Source organism: Streptomyces sp. NPDC086519 (assembly GCF_040686075.1).
Classification (GTDB): domain Bacteria; phylum Actinomycetota; class Actinomycetes; order Streptomycetales; family Streptomycetaceae; genus Streptomyces; species Streptomyces shenzhenensis.
The window spans coordinates 1-14,322 of the sequence record NZ_JBFBJL010000062.1; the positions used below are offsets into that span (position 1 = coordinate 1).

The following is a 14,322-nucleotide window of genomic DNA, read 5'->3' on the forward strand; positions in this document are numbered from 1 at the left end:
CGAAGGTAGAGGCTGATGCGCTGATGAGGGACCCGCTGTCCGTCCTCACCGAAGCCTTCACGTCCTTCCTCTTCGGGAAGGTCGAGACGACCCGCACCCTGGTGGGCGGGGGTGCGGACCGGCCCTCGTCCTTCAGCGCCGGACGGGCCGAGGGGAGAGGTGCGGGCCGACCTTCGTCCTTCAGCACCGGACGGGCTGAGGGGAGAGGTACGGACCGGCCCTCGTCCTTCAGCACCGGACGGGCCGAGGGGAGAGGTACGGACCGGCCCTCGTCCTTCAGCACCGGACGGGCTGAGGGGAGAGGTACGGACCGGCCCTCGTCCTAGAAGGCCGGACGGGCGAGCGGGGGGTGCAGACCGGCCCTCGCCCCAAGACACCCGACGGGCCGATGGAAGAGTGCTGACCGGCCTCCACCTCCCACACCCGACGGGCCGATGGAGATGCCGGGCGCCGGGCGGGGTGTGATGTGGTGCCGGGTCGTCAGTGGGGGATGCAGCCGAACCAGTTCAGGGTGTCTCCGTGGGCGATGTAGCCCATGCACCTGATGGTTCTGTTGTGCAGTTTCTCGGTCCGTTCCACCGGGCCGTTCAGGTACTCCGTCCTGTGCAGGGGCTGGATGAGGTCGTCGATCTCGACGCGGTACCAGCGGCGTTCGCCGGACGGCACGCTGCACCCGTGGGCGGTCATGTTGCGGCTGGGGTCGCCGCTGAAGACGGGCCGTTCGGCGCGGTCGCAGTGGGCGCGGCCGGCCGCGACGGCGGTGCCGGTTGCCGCGCCCAGCAGGGTCGTCGCACCTATGGAGACCGCCGCGACGGCGCCGAGTACGCCCTTTGGAGTGAAGTTCATCGATTGGCCCTCCTGCCGGCCGTGGTGACGGCGGGAGTCGCCTTGTCACCTTGGGTTCGACTGATAGTCACATTTATCCGTGATGTCCGGCTCGGTGGCCGGGGGTGCGGTCCCCCGTCCCGGTGACGTCGGTGGTGCCAATGCAGCAGGCGTGCGGAACAACCACCGCTCCCCGATCGCTGACAACGACATGAGCGACTACCGCATCGAACACGACTCCATGGGCGAGGTCCGGGTCCCCGCCCACGCCAAGTGGCGGGCCCAGACGCAGCGGGCCGTCGAGAACTTCCCCGTCTCCGGGCAGCGGATCGAGCGCGCGCACATCGAGGCGCTGGCCCGGATCAAGGGCGCGGCCGCCAAGGTGAACGCCGAGCTGGGGGTGGTCGACAAGGACATCGCCCAGGCGATCCAGGAGGCGGCCGAGGAGGTGGCCCGGGGCGACTGGGACGAGCACTTCCCCGTCGACGTGTTCCAGACCGGGTCCGGCACCTCGTCGAACATGAACACCAACGAGGTCGTCGCGACGCTGGCGACCGAGCGGCTCGGGCGGGACGTCCACCCCAACGACCACGTGAACGCCTCGCAGTCGTCCAACGACGTCTTTCCCTCCTCCATCCACATCGCCGCCACCGCCGCTGTCACCCGCGACCTGATCCCCGCCCTCGAACACCTCGCCGCGGCCCTCACCCGCAAGTCCGAGGAGTTCGCCGACGTCGTGAAGTCGGGGCGGACGCATCTGATGGACGCCACGCCGGTGACGCTCGGGCAGGAGTTCGGCGGGTACGCGGCGCAGGTGCGGTACGGCGTCGAGCGGCTGCGGGCCTCGCTGCCCCGGCTCGCGGAGCTGCCGCTCGGCGGGACGGCCGTCGGGACCGGGATCAACACCCCGCCCGGGTTCTCCGCCGCCGTGATCGAGGAGGTCTCCCGGGTCACCGGGCTGCCGTTCACGGAGGCACGCGACCACTTCGAGGCGCAGGGCGCCCGGGACGGGATCGTGGAGACCAGCGGGCAGCTGCGGACCATCGCGGTCGGGCTGACGAAGATCGCCAACGATCTGCGGTGGATGTCCTCGGGACCGCGGACCGGGCTCGCCGAGATCGCGCTGCCGGATCTCCAGCCGGGGTCCTCGATCATGCCCGGGAAGGTCAACCCGGTCATCCCCGAGGCCGTGCTGATGGTGGCCGCACAGGTGATCGGGAACGACCAGACCATCGCGGTGGCAGGCGCGGCCGGGAACTTCGAGCTCAACGTGATGCTGCCGGTCATCGGGAAGAACGTGCTGGAGTCCGTCCGGCTGCTCGCCAACGTCTCGCGGCTGCTCGCCGACCGGACCGTGGACGGGATCACCGCGCACCGGGAGCGGGCGCGGGAGTACGCCGAGTCGTCGCCGTCCGTGGTCACGCCGCTCAACAAGTACATCGGGTACGAGGAGGCCGCCAAGGTCGCCAAGAAGGCGCTGGCCGAGCGGAAGACGATCCGTCAGGTGGTCCTGGAGGGCGGGTACGTCGAGCGGGGCGATCTGACCGTCGGGCAGCTCGACGAGGCGCTGGATGTCCTGCGGATGACGCGGCCGTGACCGCCCGCGAACGTTTCGCGCCGCCGGCCAGAACCGTGACGTCCGCCGCAGCGTCGTATGCCTGTGGCACCTAATATCTGTGCATGGCAGACGGTGGAGCGATGAGACGCGTGATGCGCGGGGAGACGGGCGGTACGACCGGTGACGGGGCCGGTTTCTGGACACCGGGGAGCCAGATCCTGTGGCGCTACCGGGAGAACGCCGGGGACGGCTTCCACATCGCGCGCCCCGTCACCGTCGTCCGGGACGACGAGGAGCTGCTGGCCGTCTGGCTGGCCCCCGGCACCGAGTGCGTCAGGCCCGTGCTCGCCGACGGCTCGTCGGTCGGCGAGGAGCCGCTGGAGTCCCGCTACACCAAGCCCCGGTCCGTCACCCGCGGCCACTGGCGCGGCACGGGCGTGCTGAAGCTGGCCCGGCCCGGTCAGCCCTGGTCGGTGTGGCTGTTCTGGGAGCCGGGCTGGCGGTTCAAGAACTGGTACGTCAACCTTGAGCACCCGCTGGTCCGCTGGGGCGGCGGAGTGGACTCGGAGGACCACTTCCTGGACATCTCCGTGCACCCGGACCGTCGTTGGTACTGGCTCGACGAGGACGAGTTCGCGCAGGCCCAGCGGGACGGGCTGATGGACACGGGGACGGCCGCGGCGGTGCGGACGGCGGGCCTGGCCGCGGTGGCCGCCGTCGAGGCCTGGGAGGCGCCTTTCTCGGACGGCTGGCAGCACTGGCGCCCGGACCCGTCCTGGGGAGTACCGTCGCTGCCGGAGGACTGGGACCGTACGCCCGCGCACGTCTCCTCGTGAGACCCTTGATACGCCCCCGGTCCACAACCGTAGGATCGTCCTCCGCAAGGAAGCGTGCGCACAACTCCCGGAGCATGCGCCGGGCTTGACCGAACGTCACCGAAGGGGCGGCAGGACGTGAGCGAGGGGTACGAGGGCAACACCGGCGAGCGGTGCGCGGGCCGCAGATCGTTCGCCGGTGGCACGGGAACAGCCTCCAGCCACGCCGAAATTCCGTTCCTGGGACACGTAATCCGGGTATCGGGACTTCGGCGGGACCACCTGCGCGCCCGGCGCGCAGCCCCGGACGGACGGATTCGACACGCGTGACGGAGCACCCCACCTCCTACGAGCGCCCACAGCCGGGCGCCGACCCCGCGGAGGCCCGCGGGGCACTCATGCGTTCCCCGCAACCCCAGTCACAGCCGCAGGTACAGACCCAGCCGCAACCGCAGCCCTGTCCGCGCGGCGGCACCGCCTTACCCGCACAGGCCCGCGCGGGCGAGACGCCCTCCGGTCCCGGTACCAGCACGTCCAAGGAGCACTCCGTCAACGGCCCCGAGCACGCCCAGCCCACCAGCGCTGAGCCCGATCCGCACCGGCCGCGCCCCACCCCGGAGGGCATCCCGCCGCAGCCCGGCGCCGAGCCGGAACGGACGGTGGGCACCCAGGAGCGCCGCACCGGACGCGGTCTGCCGCCGGGTCGGCCGATGCCGATGCGGCGCGACGGCGACCGGCTGCGCTTCGTGGGCGCCGCGACCCGGAGGATCGCCCGGGGCATCGACCTGGACGAGATCGTGATGGGGCTGTGCCGGGCGACCGTGCCGACCTTCTCCGACGCGATCCTGGTCTACCTGCGCGACCCGCTGCCGGTCGGCGACGAGCGGCCCGTCGGCCCGGTGGTGCTGCGGCTGCGCCGCACCGACCGGATCCCGGAGGAGCGGGACACCGAGGGCGGCTTCCTGCCGGTGCCGGTCCCGGAGCCGGATCCGACGGACGTCGGCCTGGCCGCGCTCACCGCGGAGCTGTGCGAGGTACGGCCGGGCGGCGCGCTCAACGAGGTGCTGCGGGGCGTACGACCGGTCTTCGCCGACGCCCCCGCGGCCCGCGCCGCCCTCCCCGAACTCCTCGGGGAGGGCGCCGAATCGCTCGTCCCAGGCGCCCAGCACGCGATCCTCGCCCCGCTGCGCGGCCGGCGCCGGGTGATCGGCGCGGCGCTGTTCCTGCGCCGCCCGGAGCGGCTGGCGTTCGAGGCCGACGACCTGCTGGTCGCCGCCCAGCTGGCCACGCACAGCGCGCTCGGCATCGACAAGGCGGTGCTGTACGGCCGGGAGGCCTACATCGCCGACGAGTTGCAGCGGACCATGCTGCCGGAGAACCTGCCGAGCGCCACGGGCGTGCGGCTGGCGTCCCGCTACCTGCCGGCCGCCGAGACCGCACGCGTCGGCGGCGACTGGTACGACGCCATCCCGCTGCCGGGCAGCCGGGTGGCGCTGGTCGTCGGCGACGTCATGGGCCACTCCATGACGTCGGCCGCCATCATGGGCCAGCTGCGCACCACCGCCCAGACACTGGCGGGCCTCGACCTGCCGCCCCAGGAAGTCCTGCACCACCTCGACGAGCAGGCCCAGCGGCTGGGCACCGACCGCATGGCGACCTGCCTGTACGCCGTCTACGACCCGGTGGCGCACCGCATCACCATCGCCAACGCCGGCCATCCGCCGCCGGTGCTGCTGCACCTGGGCGGCCACGCCGAGGTGCTGCGGGTGCCGGCCGGGGCGCCGATCGGCGTCGGCGGTGTCGACTTCGAGGCGGTGGAGCTGGACGCGCCGGCCGGGGCGACGCTGCTGCTGTACACCGACGGCCTGGTGGAGTCCCGGCTGCGGGACGTGTGGACCGGTATAGAGCAGCTGCGCGAGAAGCTCGCCGCGACCGCGCAGTTGACGGGGCCGGACCACCCGCCGCCGCTGGAGGCGCTGTGCGACGAGGTGCTCGACATGCTCGGGCCGGGCGACCGGGACGACGACATCGCGCTGCTCGCGGCCCGGTTCGACGGGATCGCGCCGAGCGATGTGGCGTTCTGGTTCCTGGAGCCGGAGGACACGGCGCCGGGCCGGGCCCGGCGGCTGGCGCGCAGGGCGCTGGCCCGCTGGGGGCTCGAGGAGCTCACCGACTCCGTAGAGCTGCTGGTCAGCGAGGTCGTCACGAACGCGGTGCGGTACGCGTCGCGGCCGGTGACGCTGCGGCTGCTGCGCACCGACGTGCTGCGGTGCGAGGTGGGGGACGACGTGCCCCAGCTGCCGCGCCTGCGGCAGGCCCGGGCGACGGACGAGGGCGGCCGGGGGCTGTACCTGGTGAACCGGCTGGCCCGACGGTGGGGAGCGACCCGGCTCAGCACCGGGAAGGTCGTCTGGTTCGAGCTGAACAGGTAGCGCCGTAGGGCTTGAGGTGGTCGGGGAGCTGCGGGCCGGTGGGGGCTGGTCGCGCCCACGCGGCGGAGCCGCATATCAGATACAGCCCCGCGCCCCTACGGGGCGCCGTAAGGGGCGCGGGGAGCTGCGCGAGCGGCCACGACGCGCCCGCACCGTACGAAGCACCGGTGCGGGGCGTTCGCTACCGACTATCCCCCGGCCCCCGGGTCCAGCGGGTTGTTCGTGGGGCCGCCTGTCGGGGTCTCCACCGGGGTCGACGGGGCGCTGGTGGTCGGGGCGGGGGACTTCGTGGGGGTCGAGCTCGGGGTCTGGGACGGGGTCTGGGACGGGGTCGGGGACTTCGTCGGGGTCGAGCTCGGGGTCTGCGAGGGGGTCTCGGACGGGGTCGAGCTGGGGGTCGGCGACTGCGTCGGCTGGACGGCCGCGCCCAGCTCGGTGTTCAGGTCGAACTTGGCCTTCTTCGTGACGCCGAAGGTGTACGCCGCCCAGATCTGCGCCGGGTAACCGCCACCGTTGATACGGCCGGTGCCGGGGATCAGGCCGGTGGCACCGGTCAGGGACACCTGGTTGTGGGTCTTGGCGTCCTCGCCGAACAGGCCGACCGAGGTCACCAGGTCGGGCGTGTAGCCGGTGAACCAGGCCGACTTGTTGTTGTCGGACGTACCGGTCTTGCCGGCCACCTGCTGGCCCTTGCGCAGCGGGTTCTGGGCCACCGACACCTTGGCCGTACCGTCGTCGACCACACCGGTCAGCACCGACGTCACCTGGTCGGCCGCCTCACGGTTGATCACCTGCTCGCCGATCGGGTCCGGCAGGTCCACCTTCCGGCCGGTCTTCTCCGCCGACGCGAGGATCGTCGGGGTGACCTTCTGACCGTGGTTGTCGAAGGTGGCGTACACCGAGGCCATCTCCAGCGGGCTCGCGCCCATGCTGCCCAGGGTCATCGCGGGCACCGCCTGGAGGCCCTCGGTGTCCAGGCCGAGGTCGTCGGCGGTCTTCAGCACGTTCTTCATGCCGACGTCCACACCCATCTGCGCGAACACCGAGTTGACGGACTTGTTCATCGCCGTCTGCACGGTGATGTTGCCGTAGTTCGCGTCGTCCTCGTTCGGCGGCGAGAAGGCGATGTCGCTGCCCTTGACCGCACGGCCGCTGGTGCCGTCGTAGACGGTGTTGGCGTTGATGTCCTTGCCGTCCTGCGTCTTGGCGTCCTGGTCCAGCGCGGCGGCGAGGATGATCGGCTTGAAGGTGGACGCCGGCTGGTAGTCGGCGCGGGTGGCGTTGTCGGTGTAGTGCTTGTAATAGTCCACGCCGCCGTACATGGCGAGGATCTTGCCGGTCTTGGGGTCGACGGAGACGGCGCCGGCCTGGACGTTCTTGTCGACCTTGCGCTTCTTGCCGTCGAGCTTGCTGGTGAGCTGGCTCTTGACGGCCGCCTCCAGCTTCGCCTGCCTCTTCGGGTCGATGTTCAGGGTGATCGTCCAGCCCTGGTCGACGACGAGGGCCTCCGCTTCGGACCGGGTGATGTTCTGCTGCTTCATCAGCTGGTTCTCCAGCTGGGTGTTGGCCAGTTCGACCAGGTAGCCCTTCTGGCCCTCCAGACCGGACGCGGCCTTCGGTGCCTTGGGTACCGGGAACGTCATGGCGTCACGCTTGGACTTGTCCAGCCAGCCCTGCTTGACCATGTTGTTCAGGACGTAGTTCCAGCGTTCCTTCACCAGCTTCTTGCCGATGGGCCCCGCCACCGCCCAGTCGTACTGGCTGGGCGCCTGGAGCAGCGCGGCCAGGTAGGCGCCCTGCTGGACCGAGAGTTTCTCGGCGTCGACACGGTAGTAGGCCTGGGCGGCGGCCTGGATGCCGTAGGCGCCGCGGCCGTAGTAGCTGGTGTTGATGTAGCCCGCGAGGATGTCGTCCTTGGACTTCTCGCGGTCCACCTTCAGCGAGATGACCAGTTCCTTCAGCTTGCGGGTGACGGTCTGGTCCTGGTCGAGGTAGTAGTTCTTGACGTACTGCTGGGTGATCGTCGATCCGCCCTGGGTGCCGCGGCCGCGCGCCGTGTTGTAGAGGCCGCGGGCCATGCCCCTGAGGTCGATGCCGTTGTCGGTGTAGAAGGTCTTGTTCTCCGCGGCGACGAAGGTGTGCTGGACGTCCTTCGGGACTTTGGAGAGGTCGACGATCTCGCGGTTGACGGTGCCCTTGCGGGCCAGCAGCGAGCCGTCGCTGTACTTGTAGACGTTGCTCTGCGTCTGCGCGAGCGCGTTGCCCTCGGGGATGCTCACCATCATGTACAGCGCGATGAAGGAGCCGATGCCCAGCAGACAGACGGTGAAGAAGGCGCCGAGCATCTTCTTCCAGGTGAACAGCCTGCGTATCCGGCCCTTGGCGGGCTTCCCCGGCGACCCGGGCTTGCCCGGCTTCCTGGCGGCGGCCCGGCGGCGCTCCGCGCGGGTGGCGCCCTCGGCGACCCCGGCGGCCGGGCCGGCCGGCGACCCGGCTGTCGTGGTGGTGCCGCCCTGCGCCGTGGCCGGCGTCTCGGTCTCGGACGGCTGGGACGCGCGGTACTGGGGCGCGGCGCGGCGGCCGCCACGCTGTCGCGCTCTTCTCTCGTCCGCTCGTCCCATGAGTCCGTCTGCTCCGCTTCGTCTCGGCTGTCACACGTGTGTACGGGTGTCACACAGGTACGTGGCTCAGGTCAGTCCAGAAAGCTAACACCGCTCTCTATGACAAAGCGCGCACGATCTGCCCTTTTTCGGACGTGACAATCAGCACCCCGCCCAACGGAACCGACGAGCGGCGGAGACGGAGGGTTGCCCAAGGCCGTAAGTGATATCACTTTGATATAACAAACCCGGTCAACATATGGACAATCGGCGCAGTCAGGTGCCGCCACGGCCGGAGCACATCGGGTGACGGCCACCGCGACCGGGCGGTCTGGACGCGTCGTCCGTCGGCGCGGCGGCCGCCGAGGCCCGCCCGGACGTGATCGTCCATCAGCGCGCCCGCGCACGGCGGGATGCCGGCGCTGCGCCACCCGGAGGACGCGGTCCTCGGCGACGCGGCGAGCGCGGCCGTCCTCGCGGTGGAGCGACGGGCGCGGGGCGTGTTCCGCATCGTCGACGACGAACCCGCACCGGCCGCCGAGTGGCTGCCGTACCCGGCCGGGCGCGCCGGGGCGAAGCGGCCGCTGCGGGTGCCGGTGCGGCCGGCCCGCCTCCTGGCCGGCGAACAGGCCGTCATGGCCCAGGGCCGGTCCCGCGCCACCAGCCGCCGCCGTGACAGCGCGCTGTCGCAGAACCGTGACAATCGGCCCCCACCTGCGCCTCCGCACAGCGGGTGCACAGGGGGCCATGATCTGCACACAGCATGTATACATACGGCGTATACACCGTGTGTAGAGTGCTCGGCATGTCCATCGGTCACACCCTCCTGGGTCTCCTGGAGTCCGGTCCGCGCCACGGTTACGACCTGAAGCGGGCCTTCGACGAGAAGTTCGGTCACGACCGGCCGCTGCACTACGGCCAGGTCTACTCGACGATGTCCCGGCTGCTGAAGAACGGGCTCGTGGAAGTCGACGGCATCGAGGCCGGCGGCGGCCCCGAGCGGAAGCGGTACGCCATCACCGACGCCGGGATCACCGACGTCGAGCAGTGGCTGGCGACCCCCGAGAAGCCGGCGGAGTACCTCCAGTCGACTCTGTACACGAAGGTCGTGCTCGCGCTGCTGACGCACCGCGACGCCGGCGACATCCTCGACAGCCAGCGCTCGGAGCATCTGCGCAGCATGCGCATCCTCACCGACCGCAAGCGTCACGGCGACCTCGCGGACCAGCTCATCTGCGACCACGCCCTGTTCCATCTGGAGGCGGACCTGCGCTGGCTGGAGCTGACCGCGGCGCGCCTCGACAAGCTCCGGGCGGTGGTGGCCAAGTGACCGCCCCCGCTGGTTCGCTGCTCACGGCCGAGGGCCTGCGCAAGGCGTACGGCCCGACCGTCGCCCTCGACGGAGCCGATTTCTCCATCCACCCGGGCGAGGTCGTCGCCGTGATGGGCCCCTCCGGGTCCGGCAAGTCGACGCTGCTGCACTGCCTCGCCGGGATCGTGCCGCCCGACGCCGGTTCGATCATGTACGCCGGCCGGGAGCTGGCGACCATGAACGACGCCGAGCGCAGCGCGCTGCGGCGCAGCGAGTTCGGGTTCGTCTTCCAGTTCGGGCAGCTGGTGCCCGAGCTGACCTGCGTGGAGAACGTCGCGCTGCCGCTGCGGCTGAACGGCACCTCCCGCAAGGAGGCCGAGCAGGCCGCGCTGGACTGGATGCGGCGCCTGGAGGTCGACGACCTCGCCAGGAAGCGGCCCGGTGAGGTCTCCGGCGGTCAGGGCCAGCGGGTCGCGGTGGCACGCTCGCTGGTGACCGGGCCGCGGGTGCTGTTCGCGGACGAGCCGACCGGCGCGCTGGACTCGCTCAACGGCGAGCGGGTGATGGAGCTGCTGACGGACGCCGCCCGCTCCACCAGCGCGGCCGTCGTCCTCGTCACGCACGAGGCCCGGGTGGCCGCCTACTCCGACCGCGAGATCGTCGTACGGGACGGCAAGTCCCGGGACATGGAGCGGACGGTATGAACGCCGGCAGGGGGCAGCACCCGCGCGAGCGAAGCCGGGCGTGGGGCAGGTCGAGGGATCTGGCCATGGGGGTCCGGTTCGCCTTCGCGGGCGGCCGCGAGGGCTGGTTCCGGGCCGCGATGACCGCGGTCGGCGTGGGTCTCGGGGTGGCGCTGCTGCTGCTCACCACGGCCATCCCGAACGCGCTGGCCGTGCGCCACCAGCGCGATGTGGCGCGGGCGGACTACACGTACGTCTTCGGCCACCCCAAGAAGGCCGGCGAGAAGACGTTCGTCATCGCGGACATCGACACCCCCTACCGCGGCAACGACATACGCGGCCGGATGATCCAGCGGGAGGGCGCGAAGGCGCCGGTGCCGCCCGGACTCACCAGGTACCCGGCACCCGGCGAGATGGCCGTCTCGCCCGCGCTGAAGCGGCTGCTCGGCTCCCCCGACGGAGCGCTCCTGCGGGCCCGGCTGCCGTACCGGATCACCGCCACCATCGCGGAGAGCGGGCTGACCGGCTCCCAGGAACTCGCCTACTACGCGGGCTCCGACGACCTCGCCGGCCACATCGACCCGCCGAACGTGGCCCGGATCGACCACTTCGGCAGCCCCCGGTCGCCGGACGCGGAGAGCGACCCGGTCCTCACGCTGCTCGTCCTCGTGGTGTTCGTGATCCTTCTGATGCCGGTCGCGGTGTTCGTCGCGGCCGCCGTCCGCTTCGGCGGCGAGCGCCGCGACCGGCGGCTGGCCGCGCTGCGGCTGGTCGGCTCCGACGGCCGGATGGTACGGCGGATCGCGGCCGGCGAGGCGATGGCGGGCGCGCTGCTCGGCCTTGTCCTCGGCTTCGGCTTCTTCCTGATCGGCCGTCAGCTCGTGGGCAACGTCGAGGTGTTCGGCCTCAGCGTGTTCCCGAGCTATCTCAACCCCTCCCCCGTGCTGGCCCTGCTGGTGGCGGTCCTCGTCCCGGCGGCGGCCGTGCTGGTGACCATGTTCACGCTGCGCGGGGTGGTCATCGAGCCGCTCGGCGTGGTGCGTACGGCGAAGCCCGCCCGCCGCCGGCTGTGGTGGCGGCTGCTGCTCCCGGTGGCCGGTCTGGCGGCGCTCTACCCGATGGTCGGGCAGGGCCGCAGCGGCGGCGGCTTCAACCAGTACCTGGTGACCGGCGGCGTCCTGCTCCTCCTGGTCGGCGTCACGGCACTGCTCCCGTGGGTCGTGGAGACGGTCGTCAGCCGGCTCGGGAGCGGCGCGGTGGCCTGGCAACTGGCGGTCAGGCGACTCCAGTTGAGCAGCGGTACGGCGGCCCGCATGGTCAACGGCATCGCGGTGGCGGTGGCCGGGGCGATCGCGCTCCAGATGGTCTTCGCCGGTGTCGAGGCCGACTACACCAAGCCGACCGCCAACGACCTCAACCGCGCGCAGATGTCGGTCCAGGTGCCGGGCGGCGTCCCGGTGCCCGAGGTGGCCCGGGCCATGACGGCCACCGAGGGCGTGCGCAAGGTGGTCTCGATCGCCGACGGCCAGGCCGGCGACCGGGCCAACGACCCGCAACGGACCGCCGAGGTGAGCGTGGGTGACTGCGCCTCGCTGCGGGAGATCGCGGCCCTGCCGTCCTGCCACGACGGCGACGCCTTCGTGGTGAAGGGGTCCGATTCCGACTCCGAGACGGCGAAGCTGCTCACGGCCGGAAAGAAGCACGGCCGGACGCTCTACCTCGACCCCGCCTACAGCGGAGACGACAACGGGCCCGCGAGCCGCTGGACGGTACCGGCGGGGCTGAAGCAGGCACAGACCCGAATGGATCCCACCGGCTACAAGCGCGGCGGTTTCCTGCTCACCCCGGGCGCGCTGCCTGACGGCGCCAGTACGGCGGTGCAGGGCGTGGTCTATCTGTCCATCGACTCCGGGATCCGCGACGTCCGCGAGTACGTGATCAACACGGCGGTCCGGATCGACCCGCTGATGCACGCGGAGACGCTGACCTCGGTCGAGCGGAACGGCCAGTTCGAGTCCATCCGCACCGGGCTGTTCGTCGGCGCGGCCGCCGTACTGGCGCTGATCGGCGCGAGTCTGCTGATCGGCCAGCTGGAGCAGTTGCGCGAGCGCAAGAAGCTGCTGTCGGTCCTGGTCGCCTTCGGCACCCGGCGCCGCACGCTGAGCCTGTCGGTGCTGTGGCAGACGGCGATCCCGATCGGGCTGGGCCTGCTGCTGGCCGGGGCGGTGGGGCTGACGCTGGGCACGGTGCTGCTGAAGATGGTCGGCTCCACCGTGCGCGTGGACTGGCCGGGCGTGCTGGCGATGACCGGCTTCGGCGCGGCGGTCGTCCTGGCGGTGACCCTGCTCAGCCTGCCGCCCCTGCTGCGTCTGATGCGCCCGGACGGCCTGCGCACCGAATAGCCGCCGACGCGGCCGCCGGGCGGAGGGCGTTCGAGTAGGCGGCGTCGCCCTGTGGGCCCCGCTCACCCCTGGTGGGCGGGGCCTTCCGCGTCTTCGGGGACCGCGCCCCCGGACCCGCCTGCGGCCGGAACGGCCTCGTCCTCGAACTCGCCCGGAGGAGGTGCCCCCAGGCGGGCTGGGCCGGGTGGCTGATCGGCGTCGTCGGGTTCGGTGCCCTCGTACCGTTCGTGCGAGTACTGGCGGAGATAGCTGACCACTGTGTTCGTCACCGCCACCAGCGGGACGGCCACCACCGCGCCGCCGATGCCCGCGATCATTCCGCCGGCCGCGACCGTGAGGACCACCCCGAGGGGGTGGACCCGGACCGCGCGGCCGAGGATGAACGGCTGGAGGATGTGGCCCTCGATCTGCTGGACCGCGAGGACGACGGCCAGGGTCATGACCGCGGCGAAGACGCCCTGGGTGACCAGCGCCACGATCACCGCGAGCGCGCCCGAGGCGACGGCGCCGACGAGCGGGATGAACGAGAACAGGAAGATGAAGACGGCCAGCGGCACGGCCATCGGGACATTCAGGAAGTAGATGCCGATGCCGATGAAGGTGGCGTCGATGAGGGCGACCAGGACCGTGCCCCGGACGTAGGCCGTGAGGGTGCGCCAGGCCCGCGGGCCGGCCCCGGCCACTCCCTCACGGGCGGCGGAGGGCACGAGCTTCAGGAACCACTGCCAGATGCGGGCGCCGTCGTACAGCAGGAAGAGCGTCGAGAAGAAGACCAGCAGGATGCCGGTCAGGGCCTCCACGATCACCTGGACGCCTTCCAGGCCGAACGACGTGATCTGGTCGGTGTTGGCGCCGATCGCCTCGCGGAGGTTCTTGGCGATCTGGTTGATCTGTTTGTCGGTGACGTGGAAAGGGCTCTTCAACAGCCAGTTGCGCAGATCGTCGATGCCGTTCTGGACCTGGGAGGAGAGCGTGTCGACGTTCTCCATGACCTGCCAGGTCACGAACCAGCCCATCAGGCCGATCACCACGAAGCCGGAGATGGCGGTGAGCGCCGTGGCCGGGCCGCGGGGCATGCCGTGGCGGCACAGCCGGGCGACCGTCGGCTGGAGCAGTGCGGTGATCAGCAGCGCGATGACGAAGGCGAACACGACGAGTTGTACGGCGCTGATGATCCGCATCAGGACCCAGACCGTGCCGGCCAGCACCAGCAGCCGCCAGCCCGCCTCGGCCGCGACCCGCACGCCCCAGGGGATGGCGGTCACCGGGTCGGGACGCGGCACCGGCTTGCGGACGGGCGCGGGGGCCCGCGGGGCCGGCGGCGGGGCGGGCGCCGGAACCGACACGGCCGGAGCGGGTGGCTCCGGCTCGGCGTTCTCCCGTTCCACCTCGGCCCGGCGCTCGTCCAACCGCTCACCCATCTCGGTCAGTCCGGCACCGATACGGCCGAGCCACTCAGGCACGCGCGACATGATTCGCTCTCTCCCCACCACTCCCCCGGAGTCGTCCGCAACGACCGTACAGGGCAACAGCCCCTCCCCCTAGGACGGGGAGGGGCTGCGAACGGTTGAGAAGGGCCGGCTACAGCGCCCCGTCAGGGGCGCGGGGCTGTGTCCGACCTGCGGCTCCGCCGCGCGGGCGCGAGAAGCCGCATCGGACCCGCAGGGGCGTACGAACCGCACACACCCACGAACC

Annotated in this window: 9 protein-coding genes; 6 read left to right on the top strand and 3 right to left on the bottom strand. The window is 71.5% G+C overall.

What is annotated here, in order from left to right:
- Positions 1-480 precede the first annotated feature (480 nt).
- Positions 481-846: a hypothetical protein gene (locus AB0P24_RS38120; protein WP_365802262.1), complete on the bottom strand. Its 366-nt coding sequence runs from the start codon at positions 844-846 to the stop codon at positions 481-483.
- 190 nt (positions 847-1,036) lie between these two features.
- Here AB0P24_RS38120 and AB0P24_RS38125 point away from each other — a divergent pair, with 190 nt between their 5' ends.
- The 3 genes from AB0P24_RS38125 (at position 1,037) to AB0P24_RS38135 (ending at position 5,630) form a co-directional block, all read left to right on the top strand.
- Positions 1,037-2,422: a class II fumarate hydratase gene (locus AB0P24_RS38125; protein ID WP_365802350.1), complete on the top strand. Its 1,386-nt coding sequence runs from the start codon at positions 1,037-1,039 to the stop codon at positions 2,420-2,422.
- A gap of 83 nt (positions 2,423-2,505) precedes the next feature.
- Complete coding sequence (locus AB0P24_RS38130; RefSeq protein WP_365802264.1) at positions 2,506-3,219, top strand: DUF402 domain-containing protein; 714 nt, start codon at positions 2,506-2,508, stop codon at positions 3,217-3,219.
- Between the two features lie 305 nt (positions 3,220-3,524).
- Positions 3,525-5,630: an ATP-binding SpoIIE family protein phosphatase gene (locus AB0P24_RS38135; RefSeq protein ID WP_365802266.1), complete on the top strand. Its 2,106-nt coding sequence runs from the start codon at positions 3,525-3,527 to the stop codon at positions 5,628-5,630.
- A 188-nt stretch (positions 5,631-5,818) separates the two neighbouring features.
- Here AB0P24_RS38135 and AB0P24_RS38140 read toward each other — a convergent pair whose 3' ends face one another.
- On the bottom strand, positions 5,819-8,251 hold the full coding sequence (locus tag AB0P24_RS38140; protein WP_365802268.1) for a transglycosylase domain-containing protein: 2,433 nt from the start codon (positions 8,249-8,251) through the stop codon (positions 5,819-5,821).
- Between the two features lie 784 nt (positions 8,252-9,035).
- On the opposite strand from AB0P24_RS38140, the gene AB0P24_RS38145 reads away from it, so the two are divergent.
- From AB0P24_RS38145 to AB0P24_RS38155, 3 genes are read left to right on the top strand one after another with little or no spacing between them, the layout of a single operon-like run.
- Positions 9,036-9,560, top strand: coding sequence for a PadR family transcriptional regulator (locus AB0P24_RS38145; RefSeq protein WP_365802270.1), 525 nt, complete (start codon positions 9,036-9,038; stop codon positions 9,558-9,560).
- The gene (locus tag AB0P24_RS38150) at positions 9,557-10,246 is read left to right on the top strand and encodes an ABC transporter ATP-binding protein (protein WP_365802272.1); all 690 of its coding nucleotides are present in this window, start codon (positions 9,557-9,559) and stop codon (positions 10,244-10,246) included. Before AB0P24_RS38145 ends, AB0P24_RS38150 begins: the two co-directional genes overlap by 4 nt.
- The gene (locus AB0P24_RS38155) at positions 10,243-12,627 is read left to right on the top strand and encodes an FtsX-like permease family protein (RefSeq protein ID WP_365802274.1); all 2,385 of its coding nucleotides are present in this window, start codon (positions 10,243-10,245) and stop codon (positions 12,625-12,627) included. The genes AB0P24_RS38150 and AB0P24_RS38155 overlap by 4 nt, the downstream gene beginning before the upstream one ends.
- A gap of 62 nt (positions 12,628-12,689) precedes the next feature.
- Here the strand turns inward: AB0P24_RS38155 and AB0P24_RS38160 are convergent, their stop codons facing one another.
- Complete coding sequence (locus AB0P24_RS38160; protein ID WP_365802276.1) at positions 12,690-14,099, bottom strand: AI-2E family transporter; 1,410 nt, start codon at positions 14,097-14,099, stop codon at positions 12,690-12,692.
- Positions 14,100-14,322: the final 223 nt, after the last annotated feature.

Bases quoted from the DNA above. Each gene is read 5' to 3' on its own strand.
- AB0P24_RS38120 (WP_365802262.1), bottom strand. From the start codon at position 846: ATGAACTTCACTCCAAAGGGCGTACTCGGCGCCGTCGCGGCGGTCTCC.
- AB0P24_RS38125 (WP_365802350.1), top strand. From the start codon at position 1,037: ATGAGCGACTACCGCATCGAACACGACTCCATGGGCGAGGTCCGGGTC.
- AB0P24_RS38130 (WP_365802264.1), top strand. From the start codon at position 2,506: ATGGCAGACGGTGGAGCGATGAGACGCGTGATGCGCGGGGAGACGGGC.
- AB0P24_RS38140 (WP_365802268.1), bottom strand. From the start codon at position 8,251: ATGGGACGAGCGGACGAGAGAAGAGCGCGACAGCGTGGCGGCCGCCGC.
- AB0P24_RS38145 (WP_365802270.1), top strand. From the start codon at position 9,036: ATGTCCATCGGTCACACCCTCCTGGGTCTCCTGGAGTCCGGTCCGCGC.
- AB0P24_RS38155 (WP_365802274.1), top strand. From the start codon at position 10,243: ATGAACGCCGGCAGGGGGCAGCACCCGCGCGAGCGAAGCCGGGCGTGG.
- AB0P24_RS38160 (WP_365802276.1), bottom strand. From the start codon at position 14,099: ATGTCGCGCGTGCCTGAGTGGCTCGGCCGTATCGGTGCCGGACTGACC.